Annotated in this window: 16 protein-coding genes; 6 read left to right on the plus strand and 10 right to left on the minus strand. The window is 66.1% G+C overall.

All coding sequences use genetic code 11. From position 1 onward, the window contains the following. The first annotated feature begins 160 nt into the window (after nt 1-160). Nucleotides 161-460, plus strand: a complete 300-nt coding sequence (locus tag OPC11_RS19040) for a PadR family transcriptional regulator (RefSeq protein WP_007978070.1) — start codon at nt 161-163, stop codon at nt 458-460. On the opposite strand, the gene OPC11_RS19045 is transcribed toward OPC11_RS19040, so the two are convergent. From OPC11_RS19045 to OPC11_RS19060, 4 genes are read right to left on the minus strand one after another with little or no spacing between them, the layout of a single operon-like run. Next, nucleotides 457-1,104 carry a hypothetical protein gene (locus OPC11_RS19045; protein WP_232423891.1) on the minus strand — a complete coding sequence of 216 codons (648 nt, stop codon included), beginning with the start codon at nt 1,102-1,104 and terminating at the stop codon, nt 457-459. The genes OPC11_RS19040 and OPC11_RS19045 overlap by 4 nt on opposite strands. A 54-nt stretch (nt 1,105-1,158) precedes the next feature. After that, on the minus strand, nt 1,159-1,545 hold the full coding sequence (locus OPC11_RS19050; RefSeq protein WP_264782982.1) for a hypothetical protein: 387 nt from the start codon (nt 1,543-1,545) through the stop codon (nt 1,159-1,161). 39 nt (nt 1,546-1,584) lie between these two features. Next, nucleotides 1,585-2,280 carry a hypothetical protein gene (locus OPC11_RS19055; protein ID WP_007978063.1) on the minus strand — a complete coding sequence of 232 codons (696 nt, stop codon included), beginning with the start codon at nt 2,278-2,280 and terminating at the stop codon, nt 1,585-1,587. Further along, on the minus strand, nt 2,277-3,155 hold the full coding sequence (locus OPC11_RS19060) for an NAD(P)H-binding protein (RefSeq protein ID WP_264782983.1): 879 nt from the start codon (nt 3,153-3,155) through the stop codon (nt 2,277-2,279). The genes OPC11_RS19055 and OPC11_RS19060 overlap by 4 nt, the downstream gene beginning before the upstream one ends. Before the next feature lie 81 nt (nt 3,156-3,236). Between OPC11_RS19060 and OPC11_RS19065 the strand changes: the two genes are divergently transcribed. The 4 genes from OPC11_RS19065 to thrC all read left to right on the plus strand — a co-directional run bounded on the left by OPC11_RS19065 (nt 3,237) and on the right by thrC (nt 6,218). Further along, the gene (locus OPC11_RS19065) at nt 3,237-3,716 is read left to right on the plus strand and encodes a DUF456 domain-containing protein (RefSeq protein ID WP_069451252.1); all 480 of its coding nucleotides are present in this window, start codon (nt 3,237-3,239) and stop codon (nt 3,714-3,716) included. Between the two features lie 165 nt (nt 3,717-3,881). Next, nucleotides 3,882-4,163, plus strand: coding sequence for a hypothetical protein (locus OPC11_RS19070; RefSeq protein WP_007978060.1), 282 nt, complete (start codon nt 3,882-3,884; stop codon nt 4,161-4,163). A gap of 52 nt (nt 4,164-4,215) precedes the next feature. Further along, on the plus strand, nt 4,216-4,977 hold the full coding sequence (locus tag OPC11_RS19075; protein WP_264782984.1) for an aldolase/citrate lyase family protein: 762 nt from the start codon (nt 4,216-4,218) through the stop codon (nt 4,975-4,977). Further along, the gene (gene thrC / locus OPC11_RS19080; RefSeq protein WP_264782985.1) at nt 4,974-6,218 is read left to right on the plus strand and encodes a threonine synthase; all 1,245 of its coding nucleotides are present in this window, start codon (nt 4,974-4,976) and stop codon (nt 6,216-6,218) included. The genes OPC11_RS19075 and thrC overlap by 4 nt, the downstream gene beginning before the upstream one ends. 447 nt (nt 6,219-6,665) lie before the next feature. Here the strand turns inward: thrC and OPC11_RS19085 are convergent, their stop codons facing one another. From OPC11_RS19085 to OPC11_RS19105, 5 genes are all read right to left on the minus strand, one after another. Further along, nucleotides 6,666-6,971, minus strand: coding sequence for a CDGSH iron-sulfur domain-containing protein (locus tag OPC11_RS19085; RefSeq protein WP_264782986.1), 306 nt, complete (start codon nt 6,969-6,971; stop codon nt 6,666-6,668). Between the two features lie 43 nt (nt 6,972-7,014). Continuing rightward, on the minus strand, nt 7,015-8,829 hold the full coding sequence (locus OPC11_RS19090; protein WP_264782987.1) for a DEAD/DEAH box helicase: 1,815 nt from the start codon (nt 8,827-8,829) through the stop codon (nt 7,015-7,017). A gap of 33 nt (nt 8,830-8,862) precedes the next feature. After that, nucleotides 8,863-10,242 (minus strand): NADH:flavin oxidoreductase, encoded by a 1,380-nt coding sequence (locus OPC11_RS19095; protein ID WP_264782988.1) that lies wholly within the window; start codon nt 10,240-10,242, stop codon nt 8,863-8,865. A 91-nt stretch (nt 10,243-10,333) separates the two neighbouring features. Next, nucleotides 10,334-10,753, minus strand: a complete 420-nt coding sequence (locus OPC11_RS19100) for a DoxX family protein (RefSeq protein ID WP_007982101.1) — start codon at nt 10,751-10,753, stop codon at nt 10,334-10,336. A gap of 104 nt (nt 10,754-10,857) precedes the next feature. After that, nucleotides 10,858-11,415: a thioredoxin family protein gene (locus tag OPC11_RS19105; protein WP_264782989.1), complete on the minus strand. Its 558-nt coding sequence runs from the start codon at nt 11,413-11,415 to the stop codon at nt 10,858-10,860. 218 nt (nt 11,416-11,633) lie between these two features. Between OPC11_RS19105 and OPC11_RS19110 the strand changes: the two genes are divergently transcribed. After that, nucleotides 11,634-13,247, plus strand: a complete 1,614-nt coding sequence (locus OPC11_RS19110; RefSeq protein WP_264782990.1) for a right-handed parallel beta-helix repeat-containing protein — start codon at nt 11,634-11,636, stop codon at nt 13,245-13,247. Here OPC11_RS19110 and OPC11_RS19115 read toward each other — a convergent pair. Beyond that, nucleotides 13,202-16,447 (minus strand): glucodextranase DOMON-like domain-containing protein, encoded by a 3,246-nt coding sequence (locus OPC11_RS19115; protein WP_264782991.1) that lies wholly within the window; start codon nt 16,445-16,447, stop codon nt 13,202-13,204. The genes OPC11_RS19110 and OPC11_RS19115 overlap by 46 nt on opposite strands. Nucleotides 16,448-16,484: the final 37 nt, after the last annotated feature.

Raw genomic sequence — 16,484 nt, forward strand, 5'->3', positions numbered from 1 at the left:
AGAGTTTGGGGAGAGGTCATTCACATAGATTTTCCAACAGATTTCGACACGAGAGTAGTCGATACGCCCTTTCAAAAAACCGCAAGCAAGCGTCGGGGTATGCTCGGCACGGCCATCACTCTTTTGTCTGTTGCATGATTCTGTAGGGATAGGGAGAACCATGCACGACCTGACTGGTTTCCAGCGGGACTTGCTGTACGTCATCGCTGGTCTGGACGAACCCCACGGCCTCGCCATCAAAGAAGAACTCGAAGCGTACTACGAGAAGGAGATTCATCACGGGCGACTGTATCCGAATCTCGACTCCCTCGTGGACAAAGGGTTGGTGGAGAAGGGACAGCGAGACCGTCGAACGAACTACTACACGCTCACCCGGAGGGGTGCGCGTGAAATCGAAGCGCGCCGTGAGTGGGAAGAAGACTACGTCGGGGCGGATCTCAGTCAGACACAGACCGCTTAAGGGGAGAGGGCGGTGCCGAGAACCGCGGCGTTCAGCGCTCTGATGTGAGCGAAGACAGAACTCGATTCGTTTATTTTGTAGCCGCTACCGGAGTCCGTGAGCACGCCGAGTTCCTCCAGCGGGTCAACGTGCATCCACACCGATTTCCGGGACAACCCCACGCGTTCGTGGAGGTCGTCCTGCGTGAACTCTTCCGTCTCGTCCACGGCGAGGAGCGCGTCCAATAGCAGGCGAACCGCTTCGGGCTGCGTGAGGTCGCGGAAGCCGTCGGACGCGCCCCGCTCGTCCGCCGCGCTTCGTAACTGTCCGACGGCGTTCGCGACGACGCTTTCCGAGTTCGGTCGATACGTCTCGTCGTCCTCGCGGAACACGCGAAGCGCAACGAGGTCCTCCAAACTTCGCTCGACGTCTTCGAGGTCCCGGTCGAGTTCGTGCGCGAGGTCCTCCACCTGCCACTCGCCGCCGGTCGCCGCGGCGAGCCGAACCAGCTCACGGGTCGACGGGTCACGGGTCAAAAAGAGCCAGCCGGACGGGTAGGACGCCCGTGCCGCTCGAATTCCTTCTTCGTCCGCGAGCGCCAACATCTCGTCTCGATTGTGGGTCGTACGGAGGGTCCAATCGCGGGAGTCTACATGGAGCGCCATTAGATTACGTTCACCCGCCGATGGTATATAATGGTTGTACTCCGTTTCGATTTGTCAGTTTGGGTTCGACTCGCACGAGACGCTCCACGAGCAGTCCGAACACGCCGTTAGTCGATGATAGAGCGTCTGTAACCCCGACGAACGCGTGTCAGGGAGAATGTGTAGCTCGACTGACTCGTATCGAACGACGACGCGAAACGTGGTGTCGTGTTCGCGGTCGCGCACGAGATACATCGGAACGGGGAGGTCGAACCAGTCGCCGTAGGTGTACGACTCCCCGTCGAGCACGCGCTCGACGAGGTTCACGAGGTCGTTCTCGGAGGGGTCCGAACTCGGCGAGAGGCGAAACAGCGTCTCCCCCTCGTAGCGGACGCCGCCCTGCCGCGGATACGTCCGTCGCGGCCGGTGCGGAATCGAGAACGACGGGTCACTGTCGGACATGGCTTGGGAACCTGTACCAACGGATTATGCCACCATCCGTTAAATAGTTGAGCCACGGGTGCGGATAAAAATCGCGCTCCCCGAGACGCAGAGCACCGCGACGACGTGGCCGACCAGCGCGAACACCAGCAGGTCGTAGCCCCGGACGAACGGCACGAGGACGAGTTGCAACAGGGCGAAGCAGATGACGAAGGCGTCCACGCGGCGGAGACTTCGCCGCGTCGCTCCCTCCGTCGGATGCCGGAACGCGACCCAGAAGCCGATGACGCTCGCCCACCACGCGGTGCCGATGCGATAGCACACGTCCCACAGGACGAGCAGCGTGAGGAACACCGCTGGTATCGGCGGGGCGGTTCCCAACAGCGATTCGAGGAGCGGCGCGCCCGTCCGTGGGGTGTACACCAGCAGGTACGTTATCAACGCGACGTACGCGATGACGCCGAGCACCACCTCGATGCTCGACCCGAACAGCAGCTTTCGGTACGCCGTCGGCATCGACAGGTCCCGCACTCGGCGGCCGATGAGGAGCATCAGCGCGCTTCCGGCGGTGGCGACGACGATGGCCGCGGTTCCCGCCGGGACGGCGTGCCAGAGGTCGTATCGCCACGCGAGGAGCAACATGACCCCTTCGAAGAGGACGAACTGTATCGTGAGCGCGAGCCAATCGGGAAACGTGACGCCCGGAATCGCGTCCACGATGCTCTCGTACGTCCATCGATAGACGGGGCGATTCATGCGATGGCGCGCCGAACGGCGTCGTCGAACGACGTCAACTCGATGGGGACGAGCGAGCGGATTCGGTCGTCCTCCACGACGGTTCGCGTCTTCAAGCCGAGGATGAGCGGATGGGCAACCTCCTTCGGAACGTCCGTCACGAGGTCGACCCAGTAGGCCGAGAGCTTCGGGGTGAGGACTGGAACGGGAATCATGGTGGACTGCTTGCCGAGCAGGTCACCCGTCCGAATCACCATCTCGCCGTAGGTGAGGACGTCCGGTCCACCGATTTCGAACGTCTTTCCGGCCGTCTCGGGCGCGTCGAGGACGCCGAGGAGGTAGGCCACCACGTCGTCGATGGCGATGGGTTGGCAGTCGGTCCCGACCCACCGCGGCGTTATCATCAGCGGAAGGCGCTCCGACAGCTGTCGAACCATGCGAAAGCTGGCGCTGTCGCCCCCCACGACGATGGCCGCCCGGAGGACGGTCAGGTCGTAGGGACCGGTGCCGAGGATGTACTCCACCTCGCGGCGCGATTTGAGGTGGTCGGAGAGGGTGACTCGCTCCCCCCCGAGTCCGGAGAGGTAGACGACGCGGGAGAGGTCCCCCTCGCGTGCCGCGGAAACGAAGTTCCGCGCGGTGACCCGGTCGTGGGCCATGAAGTCCTCGCTCTCGCCCATGGAGTGGACGAGGTAGTACGCGACGTCCACGCCCTCGAAGATACCTTGCAGGCTATCCCGGTCGTTCAGGTCGCCTTCGACGACCGAGACGCCCTCCGGCGGGTCGTACGTCGATGCGTCCCGCGTCATCGCCACGACCTCCTCACCGCGCTCGACGAGTGCAGGGACGAGGTGGCGGCCGACGAACCCGGTTGCGCCGGCGACGAGTACCGTCATCGTTCGTATCTCCGGTCGCTAGCGTTCAAAAGCTATCGGGCAACCTGAAGGGTTATGGCTCGTAACCGCCTTCCCTTCCACATGGATTGGCCCTTCCTCCTCGCCCTCGCGCTCCTGCTGGGCGGCGTCCTCGGCAGCGTCGTCCCGCTCCTGCCGGGCGTCCCGCTCTCGCTCGCGGGCATCTACGCCTACTGGTGGGGGACGGGGTTCGGGGACCCCGGTCTTCCCTTCGTGGCCATCGCAACGGTCCTCGGGGTCGCCGCGGTCGTCGCCGAGTACGCCGGGAGCGCGATTTCCGCCCGAGCGAGCGGTGGTTCGGTCTGGTCGGCCGCCGTCGCGGGCGTCGTCGGCGTCGTCGCACTGTTCACGACGGGACCGCTGGGGATGCTCGTCGCCGTCGCCCTTGCCACGTTCGCCGTCGAACTGGCCCGAACCCGCGATGCGGGAAGAGGGGCCAAGACGGCCACCTTCGCCATCGTCGGCCTGTTGGCGTCGGCGGTGTTCCAACTCGTCGTGACGGGAACGCTACTCGTCGGATTCCTCGCCGTCACGCTGTTCTGACGGACGGCGGTTCTTCACACTGTCAAATAAATTTTCAATCCCGCGTGGCCGGATTCGATTCCGAACCCGACGCGGTTCGTGCCGTCCGATTGATGGATTGCGATATGGCGTAATTTTAAATCAGTTGCCTGATTTGTAGTTCACGAAAATAGAAGGCGACACTCCATGCAAGCTATCGAAATCACGTATATCGTACTCAGCGTCGTTCTCGCCGCGACCGGTCTCACCATGGTCGGGTTAGCGATGCGCGCATACCAACAGACGTCCCGTCGGTCGATGCTCGTCCTCTCTATCGGGTTTTCCATCCTCGTCGCGGCGGCCATCGCCACCACGTTCAGCGCGTTTCTCACCGATTTCAACAACAGTCGGTTGCTCCTCACGGTGAACTACGGCGTCTCGACGGTCGGGTACCTCTTCGTCATCTACAGCGTGACCGGGGCGGATTGAGCGGATTTCCCCGACCCGGTGCTATTTTTCCCTCCCACCCGTCCTGCACCCCATGAGCGAACTGCCAACCGCCATCCGTGCGGGCGACGCCGCGGTCGGGTCGTGGATTTCCATCGCCCACCCGGCGGTCGCCGAGATGTGCGCCGAACTGGGCTTCGATTTCGTGGTCATCGACGCCGAACACACGGCCATGTCCCTCGAAACGGTCGAAACCCTCGCCCGCGCCGTGGACGCCGCGAGCGGGACCACCGAACCGCTCGTTCGCGTGGCGGACGACGACCCCGCGCGGCTCAAGCGCGTCCTCGATACCGGCGTCTCCGGCGTCATCGTTCCGATGGTCGAGACGGGGGCACAGGCCCGTGGAATCGCCGACGCGACGCGCTATCCGCCGGACGGAACCCGGGGCGTCGCCGGGTCGCGGGCGTCGCGGTACGGCCGCGACCTGGCCGACTACTTCGAGCGGGCGAACGACGAACGGCTCGTCGTGGCGCAAATCGAGACCGAGAGCGGCGTCGAACACGCCGCCGACATCGCGGCTGCGGACGGCATCGACGCGCTCTTCGTCGGCCCGGCGGACCTCTCCGCGTCGCTCGGACGGTTCGGCGACACGGAGTCGCTGGACACCGAAATTTCCGCTGTTCTGGACGCGGCTCACGACGCCGACGTTCCGGTCGGGAGCATCGCACTCGACCCCGAGGACGTCGAACGCTGGGTGAACGCCGGATTCGACTTTCAGGTCGTCGGCATCGACGCCGACTACCTGCTCGACGGCGCGAGTCGCGCCAAACGAACCTACGAGGACGCGATCCGATGACGGGGACGAAAACGCCGCCGACGCGGGTCTGCTATCGGTGCGGCCGGGAAGCCGCGACGGGTGCGCGCTGTTCGTGCGGCGAACCGCTCTGGTTGAAAATCGACGGAACGGATGGGGTTGACGCGACGGGCCGAGCGGACCGAACGGACGCGACGCGATTTTCGTGGCCGGAAACGTCCGGCTCGTCCATCTGGCGCTACCGCGACCTGCTCCCCGTCTCCCGCCCGCCGGGCATCGGGTCCGTCGTCGGCGGAACGCCGCTGCTTCGTACGCCGCGACTCGACGACTACGCCGGATGCGAACTCCGGGTCAAGGACGAGAGCGCGAACCCGACGGGCAGCTTCAAGGACCGTGGAAGCGCGGTCGGCGTCGCCCGAGCGCTCGACGCGGGCGACGACTGGGTGGGAACCGTTTCGCACGGCAACATGGCGATGAGCACGGCCGCGACGGCCGCCAGCGCGGGGCTGAACTGCCTCGTGCTCGTCCCCGACGACATCCCGACGGAGCGGCTGACCCACATCGCCCGGCACGACCCGACGCTGGTGCGCGTCGAGGGCGACTACGGTCGGCTGTACGACGTGAGTCTCGACCTACCGGGGGTCCGGTTCGTCAACTCCGACGCGCCGCTCAGGGTCGCGGGCCAGAAGACGACGGCGCTGGAAATCTGCGAGGCGTTCGCCGACGAGGGACGGACGCCCGACGCCATCGTCGCCCCCGTGAGTAGCGGCGGCCACGCCAGCGCCATCTGGAAGGCGGTGTGCGAACTCCGCGACGCGAACCTGCTCAATGCCGAGTCGCTCCCCCGACTCTACTTCGTCCAAGCCGCCGCGTGCGACCCGATAGCAGAAGCGTTCCGGAACGGGGCGGACCGCGTGACGCCCGTCGATGGCGGCGAAACGGTGGCGTACTCCATCGCCAATGCTTCCCCGCCGAGCGGAAACCGGGTCCTCGCCGCGGTTCGTGACACCGGCGGGGCCGTGCTCTCGGTGGCGGACGACGCCATCCTCGACGCGAAACGACAACTCGCGCGCCGCGCCGGTCTCTGCGTCGAACCGGCTTCGGCGACGACGCTGGCGGGAATCCGTCACCTTTCGACCGCGGGCAAAATCGACCCCGAAGAATCAGTCGTCGCCATCGCGACCGGCACCGGGTTTCGGGAACGCTCCCCGCTCGCCGAGACCCCCGAATCGGTGCCGATAGGCGACCTCCCGGAGCGCGTCGCGTCTTTGGTATCCGGGTAGCACTTCGCGAGGATGGTTTCCGTTTCGACGGTCGCTCCGTTGACCATCACTTCGACGCTCGTGAACACGATGCCGTTCCCGTACGGTTCGACCGTCTTCCCGCGCATCGGGCCGACGAGCGCCTTGCCTCGCTTTCCCGTGACGGTATCCTCGTAGAAGATAACGAGGTCGTACTGCACCCGCTCGGGTTCGACCGTGACGGTCACGTTCCGACACGTGTACTCGATGTCGGCAGTCACGCCGACCGCTTGGACCGCTGGGGGCTCCGTCGCTCCCGGTTCGCCTCCTCCCGAAGCGACTCCGATACCCCCGACAATCGCGGCGGCGACGACGACCGCGACGACCGCACCCGCCGGTATTCCCCTCATCTTCTTCCCCTCGTCTCCCCGAGACGCATACCTTCGGGACGCGGGCGATTCGGTTAGGCGTTGTTGCCGACGCGGCGCGTCAGTCGCCGTTGTCGTCCCCGTAGTCGCGGTTACCGTCCCCGCGGTCGTCGGTGCCGTTTCCGTGGTCGCCGCTCTCGTTCCCTTCCCGATAGACGATTTCCTCGATTACCCGTCGCTCGCCGTCTTCGTACCGGTACACCGTTCCCTCCTCCTCGTCCCGCGTCGTTCGGTGTGTGCCGTCACAGAACGGATACTCCGCGGACAGGCCGCACCGGCAGACGGCGATATCGCCTTTCTCCTCGTCGATGTCGTCCTCGTCGAGTTTGAGCGGACTCCTCGCGTCGTGTCGCACTTCGCGGGCCATACCCCGACGTTGTGGCCGCCGTTACTTCACTCCCGTCGCCGAGTCAGTCGTCTTCCTCTCGCTCGTCCAGCACCGTCTCCTGAATTCGAATCCCCTTCGAAGCGAGATGGCGCAACTGCTGGCGGGCGAACTCCTCCTCGCGGGTGCCGCGCGTCGCCAGCACGTACATCCGAGCGCGTCCGGCGGGGCGCATGGTCCGCCCGGCGCGCTGTGCGCCCTGCCGCCGCGACCCGCCCAACCCGGACGCGACGATGGCGATTTCGGCGTCCGGCAGGTCGATTCCCTCGTCGCCGACGCGCGAAATGACCAAGGTGTCCTCCCGGCCGTCGCGGAACGCCTGCAGGTGGCGCTCGCGCTCCGCGTGGCGCATCTGGCCGCTCAGGAACGGCACGTCGAGGGCCTCCGCGATTCGGTCGCCCTGTTCGAGGTACTCCACGAACACCAGCGCCTTCGAGGTGGGGTGTTCGGCGAGCAGGAACCGAATCTCGTCCAGTTTCGCGGGGTTCGTCGCGGCGATTCGCCGCTTCCCGCGTCCGTCGGCGTTAGCGTACTCGCCGTGATAGGTCTCCTCGTCCCACCCGACGTACCGGATTTCCACCTCGGGTTCCGCGACGAATCCGGCCTCGAACAGCGCGTCCCAGTCGGTGCCGATGGGCGGGCCGATGAGCGTGAAAATGTCTTTTTCCTTGTCATCTTCCCGTACGGGCGTCGCTGACAATCCCAGTCGGTGCTTCGACTGCAGGTCCGCGCTCCGGCGGAACACCCGCGACGGGATGTGTTGACATTCATCGTATACGATGAGGCCCCACCGTCGCTGGTCGAACAGCTGGCGGTGGCGGTCCATTCCGGCGGTTTGGTAGGTCGCAATCGTCACCGGGCGGACGTTCTTCTCGCCGCCGTGGTACTCGCCGACCTGCTCCGGCGTGAGGCTGGTGCTGGCCAGCAGTTCGTCGCGCCACTGCCCGGCGAGTTCCCGTCCCGGAACCAGAATCAGGCTCTCGCCGGAGACGGCTTCGAGGACGCCCATCGCGGCCACCGTCTTCCCGCTCCCCGGCGGGCCGACGAGGACGCCGGATTTGAGATCGACGAACTCCTCGACCCACTCGCGCTGGTAGTCGCGCAAATCGAGGGCGCAGGTGATATCGAGGTCGTCCCCGGTTTCCAAGTCGCGTTCGTCCTGCACGGGGTAGCCCGCTTCGTAGAGGATTCGTTTGACTTCGGCCACCTTGTCCTCCGCGACCCAGCTCTCGTCGTCGGCGATGGGCGCGCGGAGGTGGTCCTCGCTCAACTTCTGTCGGGCGACGTTCCCCATCAGGTCGTCGCTCGCGGCTTCGAGGACGACGTAGCCGTCCTCGTGGGTGTAGAGGCGAAACTGCCGCGCGCGCTTCCACTGGGCCTCGATGAATCCCTCCAAATCCGGCGACGGCTCCGGGAGCACCTGCCGGACGGTCCGCATCAGGGTTTCCAGAGAATCGTACGGCGCGGACCAGATGTCCTCCTCCCGAACACGATAGCTGTAGCTCCCCGCCCGCGTCGTATCGGTGAGGTGGGCGAACTGCGAGAGCTGCGCCCGCGTGAACTGCGCCGGTTGGTCGGCGACGATTTCGCGGCGTTTCGGGAACACCACGATTCGCTCGCGGTCGGCGAGTCGTTCCCACTCGGTCGGGAACCAGACCACGGGGTCGTTCTCCACGTCTAGCCGCGCCACGTCGCGCTCCTCGGCGAGTCGCTCCAGCACGCGGTTGGCGTCCTCGTGCGAACAGTCGAGTGCGCGGGCAACCTCATCGGCGGTGAGCACCGGACGCCCCACGTCTTCGATGGCGTCGTAGAAGTCAGAAATCTCGTACTCGTCGGTCACTGTCCCTCGATTGGGTCCCCGACCGAATACCCGTTACGACTCCTCTCGGTCGGGGTTACCGGGGCGGTCGTAGGCACCCGATTCCCGGAGTTCTCCGCGCTTTGCGAGCACGCTGGGCGTTCGACAGACGCCGCGCGCCCCCGTCGCTTGCGGGACGGTGCAGTTGTTGCAATTTTCGCACGCGACGGCGGCGTTCGGGCTTTCGAGCAGTCGCGCCGGGAGCCGCGGCTCAGCGTAAAACGGCCGACCCATTCCCACGGCGTCGCACGCGCCCTCGGCGAGCAGTCGGTCGATTTGGGCGCGGGTCCGAATCCCGCCCTCCGCCAGCACGGGCACCGACACGCGCGACGAGACGCGACGGGTGAACGGACGGTTCCACGCCGGGTCGAAGTCGTATTTCAGCGACTGGAGCCAGTTGAGCAGGGCGACGAGCGCGGCGCGCGGTTTGCTCCCGAACGCCTCCCCGTATCCGTCGCGGAACCGCTCGTCGCGCCACGCGCGGGCCGGGAACGCGCCGCGAACGATGCTCGCGTCCCAGAACACCGACGCCTGCACCGGGACGAGGGCGTCGAATCCCACGTCGGCCAACCGCTCGCAGATGCGGATTCCGTCGGCGAGCGAGAGGTGCCGCCGGACGAACGCCGGGGCGGTCGTTTCGGCGGGAACCTTGGTCACGACGGGAACGTCGGGGCCGACGCGCTCCCGAATCTCGTCGTACGCCACTTCGAGGAACCTCGTCCGGGCCGCGAGCGACCCGCCGAACTCGTCGTCGCGGCGGTTGTAGAACGGCGAGAGGAACTGCTGGACGATACCCATGTTCGCCCCGGCGATGTGAATTCCGTCGTAGCCCGCTTCGACCGCGTATTCCGCCGAGCGGCCGAAATCGGCCGCGAGGTCGTACACCTCCGCTGTCGAGAGGACGTGCGGGTCGTAGTCGAGGAAGCCCACTCTGTCCAGCAATCGGAGGACGGCGGGCGGCCGCGAGACGGCCAACTGTCGCAACTCGGGGTTTTCGGCGCGGTAGCCCGCGTGCCACGTCTCCATGCTCCGCAACCCCCCGTGTTCGAGTTGGACGAAAATCCGACTCCCGTGGTCGTGCACCGCGTCCGTGAGTCGGGAGAGGCGCGAGACGAACGCGGGGTCGTGGACCCTGGTCATTCCCGGCGCGGCACACCCTCCTTCGCCGCGCACGATGGTCGCACCCTGACATATCAGCCCGACGCCCGACTCGGCGGCCGGTTCGAGTTCCCGAAGCAGGGTTTCCACCGCGTCTTCGCCGTTGCCTGCGCATTCGAGTAACGGGGCGCGATAGAGTCGGTTCGGAAGTTCGACGCCCCCGATTTCGAGCGGGTCTTCGAGGCGGGCCACGATGTGGTCCGATTCGTCGGATTCGCCCGTAAAGCTTTGCGGCACTCGGGTCCGCGGTCGGTGTACTCGTTCGAAAAAAGCGCCGTCGCGGCCGTCCGTCGCTCGCCGGTCAGTTCGTCGCGTGTCGCTCGGTTCGTTATTCGTCGGTCGATTTTTTCGCCTTCTCGGATTCCGCGACGCCGAGGAAGGCGAGTGCCGCGCCGAGCATGGCCGCGTTTTTGAGGAAGTGGTTCTCTTCGTTCTGTCGTTCCTGACCCTCTTGATTCCAGAAGTCGTGGGTGAACGGGGTGACGCCGACTAAGAAACTGATGGCGGCGCTGGCGGCGAGCGCCGGAAGTTTCCACAGGGTGATTCCGACGCCACCGACGAGGAGGAGCCAGTGGGATGCCACGACGGACGTTTCGGGCATCGGGACGCCCTTGGCTTCCGCGTAGCCCGCCTGCGCTTCGACGTTCCGGAGCCCGGAAATCCCCATGTACGTGAGAAGACCGCCGTAGATCACTCTGGCCAACCTGAACCCCGTCGATTTCGTCACCGTATCGCTTCCTTCTGCCATGGATACTACAACGACGAATTCTCACTTATAGCTGGTTCCCAAAATATTCGGTTACACTCACGTCGGGAAGTGACACGAGTGTTACCGCCTGCTCCTACTTTTCGTTATTTCCACTTGATGGAACAACCACGAGACGGCATGAATTCCAAGTCCACATCCTCGCCCGACAGCACGCTGTCGATGGCGTCGCGGATGTAGAACTCGGTCGCCTCCGCGTCGGGGTTCAGCGCGTCGTCCAGTCGGCCGTGGTAGGCCAGCGTGAACGTGTCTCCCTCGTTGCGGAGCAAGAACGGGTCCGGCGTGCAGACCGCGCCGTAGGCCTCCGCGACCTCTTGTGACTCGTCGCGGAGGTAGGCGTCGTACCCTATCGTCCCGTCTTCCACTCGCGATTGCATCGCCTCGAAGGAGTCGTCGGGGTACTCGTCGGCGTCGTTGGGGTTGATACCGACGACGGCCGCGTCGTCGTACTCGTCCGCGAGGTCGTTGAGCAGGTCGAACTTCGCCTGCGCGTAGGGACAGTGGTTGCAGGTGAACACCAGCAACACGGCGTCGTAGTCCGCGAAGTCGCCCAGCGTGTGATATTCTCCGTCCGTGCCGCGGAGTTCGAAGTTCGGCACGGGGTCGTCGCGTCCGATCTTCTCCTCTGACTCTTTCATCACCATATCTCATCATTTCCGCCGACCCCCAAAACACGTTCGCCCGACACGGTTAGGGTTTCCCGGGTCGGTATTCGGCGTTACCCGCTCCGACCGACGTACTTTCGGCGTTACCCGCTCCGACCGACGTACTTTCGACGATACCCGGTTCTACCAACGTGCTTTCGCCGTTACGACGTCGCTTCCGGCGAATAACAAAGCACCGGCCGCTCGTGCCGGGGGACATGCGACCGTCACGCCCCGCGCGTTCGTCACGACTCGTTCGGTTGTTCGTTCTGCTGCTCGCCGTTTCGCTGGTCTGTGCGTCCGTTCCGGCGTTCGGCGACGCCCCCGACGCGTCGAGTGCGTCCCTCGACTCCTGTACGACGATTTCGACGCCCGGCCGCTACGTCCTCGCGTCCGACGTTCGAACCGAGACGGCGGAATCCTGCATCGACATCCGCGCCGACGACGTGACGCTCGACGGTCGCGGCCACGTCATCGACGGGCGCAAAACCGACCGACGGAGCGTCGGAAACAGCGGAAATACTGGTCTGTCCGTCCGCGACGCGCGGAACGTCACCGTTCGGAACTTGACGGCGACCGACTGGGAGGTCGGCGTCGGGTTCGCAGGGACGACCGACGGAACGCTTCGGGACGTTCGCGTCGTCGATAACGACCTGTCCGGCGTGCGACTCGCCGACGCGACCGGAACCGACCTGACGAACGTCACGGCGACGACCAACGTGAATCCCCAACGTCGTCCGTTCCCGGGGCCATCGGAGTCCGCGGGAATCTTCGTCGCCGACAGCACCGACACGCGCGTCCTCGATGCGAACCTATCGCGCAACGTCGCCGGATTCGCGTCCGTCCGTTCGACCGGTTCCGTCGTCGTCGATAGCGTCGGGCAGTCGAACGAAGTCGGGTTCCTCCTCGGCGGGACGAACGGGACCGTCCGCGGGGGCGTGGCCGCCGGGAACAACGTCGCGTTCTTCGCCGACAACGCGAGCGCCAGCACGTTCGCCCGCTCGTTCGCCATCTCGAATCGCGTCGGGTTCGGGGTGGAAAACAGCACGAACGCCACCGTCGCCGACGTGAACGCCAGTTCGGGTCTGCTCGGCGTGAGCGTCGTCGAATCCCGACGGACCACGCTGGACAACGCCACGACGACCGACGAACTCGTCGGCGTCAACTTCCTGGACTCGACCGACGCGACGGTGACCGACAGCACCGTCACCGGAAGCGGGTTCGTCGGTGTCGGACTGGTCGGGACTTCTCGGGCCCGGATTTCGAACACGACGGTCGCACGCTCGGCGGGCAACGCCTCTATCCCCGGCGCGACGAGTTCTGGGTTCTATCTCAACGACTCCGCCGCCCGTCTCCGCGACGTGACGGCGACGAAAAACGAGAACTGGACCGTGTTCGCCGAACGCGGTTCGTCCCTCGACGCTCGGAACGTCTCGCTCGACGGCACGCGACTGTCCTTCTCGGGGCGGAACGTCGCCCTCGACTCGACCGACCGGCCGGAGGCTCCGCCGAATCGCGCGCCCGTCGGCCGGTCGTTCGTGGTCAGCGGAACGTCGTCCGACTCGACGCTCGACCTTCGAGTGGGATACGACCCCCGCGCCGTCGCGGCCGCTGGCGTGAACGAGACGACGCTTCGACTGTGGCGGTACGACGGCGACTGGTCGAGAGTCGCGGACAGTCGGGTGGTCCGCGACGATTCCGCCGTCACCGCCTCCCTCTCCCGCACGGACCGCTCGGTCGTCACCGCGCTCGGGGAGCGAAACGCGACCGAACCGGCGTCTGGTCGTTACAGCGACAGGTACGGAATCGTCGCCAGTTCGTCGGCGGAGTAGGCGAGCGCGTCCGGCTGATTCACTCCCTCGGGCGTCACGAGGTCGATGACGTTCGGGTTCATCGAATCTTCGCGGCCGCCGCCGAAGGTGTAGCCGCCCGCCGTCGCGTTGACGGGGCGAATCCGTCCCGGACTGTAACCGTCCTGTCCGAGGAGGAGCGGCACGAGTTGCATGTCGGTCAAATCGCCGTCGAGGGTGGACTTCGGCAGTTCGAGCTTGACCGCATCGACCGACTCGTAGCCCGTTATCGTCACGTCGCGCGTGAGCTCGCTCCCGTCTCCCGCTTCGACGCGCGCCGGAACGAACCCTTCCGCGACGACGCGGTACTGGTACGGCGCTTCGAGGGTCGCGTTGACGCCCTCGCGGGCGGCCGTTTCCCCACCGGACGCGTCGGGGTCGCGGAGGTACACCTGAATCGTCTGCAAGGATAGCTCGTTGCCGCCCCACGGGTTCGTCAACTCGCCCGCGAGCCGGAGCAGGAACTGGTAGGCGTCGTCGGTTTCGTAGACGCCGAACGAGTCGATGTCGAACGCGCCGTCCACGAACTCGCCCGAGGTCGGGTAGGTGTAGGAACCCGGCCCCGCGTCGTCGCCCTCCGGGTCGTCCCACGTCGCAACCTCGTCGCCGACGTCGACGTACGCCACCGTCTTCCGGCGCACCGTCGTTCCCGTCTCCGCGAGGGAATCTCCGTCGGTCGCGGCCGCGACCGTAATGCCGCTCTCGCCGTCGCCGACCTCGACGGCGACGCTGAACGCGCCGCCGTCGCGCACGATGGTCTGGCTCGGCGTCTTCACGACGACCGTCGCGCCGTCCGTTTCGCCCGAGACCGTGACGGTCCGTCGCGTGACCGGCGACGACGGGAACTCGACCGAGAGGGCCGGTCCGTCCGGGACTTCGCCGTCCGCGTAGCGCCCCTCGACGAACGCGGGCGTCTCGACCGGCTTTCCGGCCTCGATGCCGTAGGCCAGTCGGACGAACTGCGCCATGCTCCACGACAGCGGGGTCGCGGAGCCGGTTCCTTCGCCGAACTCCCACCCGTAGGCGGTCGAATCGGGCCGGTCCCACACCTGCTCGGGAATCATCCGCCCCGAGTTGGCGAACCCGGCCATCGTCGTGAGCAACGATTCGGGGTCGTACTCGCGCTCACATCCCGCGAGGAGTTCGTACTCGCCCCGCTCGCCGGTGAAGATGGGCCAGAGGCGACCCTGCCCCTCGTTGTCGAGCGACCACGGTCCGCCCTCGCGGTAGTCGTCGCTCGCGTTTTCACCCTGCTCGCCGTAGCCGTCGTCGTTGTAGCGGTAGAACGCCGGACCGTGCGGCGTCTCGACCTCGATGGTGTCGTCCACGACGGCGAGCGAGTTCCGAATCGTCGGGTCGTCCCACGGCTTGACGCCGAGGCGGACGAGTTCGAGGAAGCCCGCGTCGATGACGTTCCGCTCGTCCAGCGTCGGCCCGCCGTTGTTGATGCTCCGCGGCGCGCCGTCGTCCGGGTCCGTGTCGTCGTTGATGCGGAAGTAGTACGGCGTCCGCGTGTGCTCATCGGTGCCCGTCGTCGTCGCCATCCACGCTTCCGTCTTCGCCTGCCAGCGGTCGGCCAGCGCGAGGTAGACGAGCGCGTCGGCGTCCTCACCCTCCTCGTCGGCGATGGCCGCGGCGCAGGCGAGTCCGGCGATTTCGGCGGCCGTCGTGCTCGGCGAGTAGCCCGACTCCTCCTCCCAGCGTTCCTGTCCGGTGGCGGGTCCGTGACCGACGACGTAATCCGCCGAGAGGCGGACGTTCTCGTAGTCGTAGCTCACGTCGTCGAACCCGATGTCGTGGCGTTCGCGCAGTTGATACGCCATGATTTGGGGGAACGAGATGTTGTCCATCTGCTCGCCGCCCCAGCGCGTCCGGCCGTCGAGGAACGTGTTCTGCGGGAGAAAGCCCGCGTCGTCCTGCTGATACTCGTACAGGTACTCGACGGCGGCGACGGCGCTCTCCACGTCGCCCATGGCCGAGAGCGCGGTGAACGCCTGATAGAGGTCGCGCGACCAGACGAAGTTGTACCCGTAGTCGGACGGTTCGTTCGCAACTACGGCCTCGCCCCACGGGACGCTCGGACTGGCGACGCCCGCACCGCGGAACCGCTTCGACTCGGCGGCTTTCAGCGCCATCGCGCTGGCGTCGAACTGCCGTCGAAGCTCCTCGTCCCTTCGAACGCTTTTCGGGACTGTGACTCCTTTCAGGTACTCTCGCCACGACTTCGCGTAGCGCGCGCGGACCTTCCCGAACGGCGAGGAGAGTGCCGCCTTCGCCTCCTCGTACGCGCTCGTTTCGTCCGCGTTCTCGGCGAAGCCGAACGCGACGGTCGCGTTCACTCCGTCCGTCTTCCGTCCGAGTCGTCCGACGAGCGCGACGTTCCCGGCCGCCTCGTCGTAGCTCGTTTCGGCCGTTCCGTCCGTGAGCAGCGGCGAGAGGCTGTCGCCCCCCACGACGTCCACCGTCGTCCAGTCGAAGCCGCCGTCCGCGGCGAGCGCCCCGGCGACGTTGTAGGGGTTCCCGTCCGCGTCGAGGATGACCGCGTTCCCGTCGTTGTCGGTCGTGTCGTGGCCGGACAGGTAGGACTCGCCGCTGTCTGCCCTGGTGTGTGCAACGTCGCCCATCCCGCTGTTCGAGAACGCCGTGTCGGCGAGGGCGTACACGTCGTACTTCGCTCCGCCCCCGTCGAACTTCACGTCGGCGAGGAACGCGTCGCGGTCGGGATGCGCCGCGTACTCCACGACGAGTTTCCAATCCCGGCCGTCGGTCGCGGTTATCGTCTGCCGGAAGGAGAGCGAATCGTCGTCCGCCATCTCGGTCGTCCGCTCGACGCCCTCCTCCTCGTCGTCCAAGCGGGAGACGTTGAACGAGCGGGCGACGTAGCCGTCCGCCGGGTCTGCCACGACGAAATCGAGCGTTCGGAGGTTGATGTAGTCGATTCGCGGGAATCGCGCCTCGGTCAGCGCGCCCTCGGTGAGGGTGAACCAGACCCGCGAGGGGTCGTCGGAATCGTGGTCGGCGACGGTGCCGACGCCGTACTTCTCGCCCGTCGTCCAGTGGGCGTCGCTGCCGCCGGTCGGCCGCTCGCCCGCCGCGATGGGGGCAGTCATCGCCCCGGCCACACCTGCTCCCAAGAGTGCCAGCGCGCTCCGCCTCGTGATGTCGAATGTATTCTCGCGCACTTCTGGAAGTAAGATGATTAGTTACTTCATACTTTTC

The sequence above is a fragment of the Haladaptatus sp. T7 genome (assembly GCF_026008575.1).
In the GTDB taxonomy this organism is placed as follows: Archaea; Halobacteriota; Halobacteria; order Halobacteriales; family Haladaptataceae; genus Haladaptatus; species Haladaptatus paucihalophilus.

Bases quoted from the DNA above. Each gene is read 5' to 3' on its own strand.
- OPC11_RS19075 (WP_264782984.1), top strand. From the start codon at position 4,216: ATGAGCGAACTGCCAACCGCCATCCGTGCGGGCGACGCCGCGGTCGGG.
- OPC11_RS19050 (WP_264782982.1), bottom strand. From the start codon at position 1,545: ATGTCCGACAGTGACCCGTCGTTCTCGATTCCGCACCGGCCGCGACGG.
- OPC11_RS19100 (WP_007982101.1), bottom strand. From the start codon at position 10,753: ATGGCAGAAGGAAGCGATACGGTGACGAAATCGACGGGGTTCAGGTTG.
- OPC11_RS19110 (WP_264782990.1), top strand. From the start codon at position 11,634: ATGCGACCGTCACGCCCCGCGCGTTCGTCACGACTCGTTCGGTTGTTC.
- OPC11_RS19055 (WP_007978063.1), bottom strand. From the start codon at position 2,280: ATGAATCGCCCCGTCTATCGATGGACGTACGAGAGCATCGTGGACGCG.
- OPC11_RS19065 (WP_069451252.1), top strand. From the start codon at position 3,237: ATGGATTGGCCCTTCCTCCTCGCCCTCGCGCTCCTGCTGGGCGGCGTC.
- OPC11_RS19070 (WP_007978060.1), top strand. From the start codon at position 3,882: ATGCAAGCTATCGAAATCACGTATATCGTACTCAGCGTCGTTCTCGCC.
- OPC11_RS19045 (WP_232423891.1), bottom strand. From the start codon at position 1,104: ATGGCGCTCCATGTAGACTCCCGCGATTGGACCCTCCGTACGACCCAC.
- OPC11_RS19105 (WP_264782989.1), bottom strand. From the start codon at position 11,415: ATGGTGATGAAAGAGTCAGAGGAGAAGATCGGACGCGACGACCCCGTG.
- thrC (WP_264782985.1), top strand. From the start codon at position 4,974: ATGACGGGGACGAAAACGCCGCCGACGCGGGTCTGCTATCGGTGCGGC.
- OPC11_RS19040 (WP_007978070.1), top strand. From the start codon at position 161: ATGCACGACCTGACTGGTTTCCAGCGGGACTTGCTGTACGTCATCGCT.
- OPC11_RS19085 (WP_264782986.1), bottom strand. From the start codon at position 6,971: ATGGCCCGCGAAGTGCGACACGACGCGAGGAGTCCGCTCAAACTCGAC.
- OPC11_RS19060 (WP_264782983.1), bottom strand. From the start codon at position 3,155: ATGACGGTACTCGTCGCCGGCGCAACCGGGTTCGTCGGCCGCCACCTC.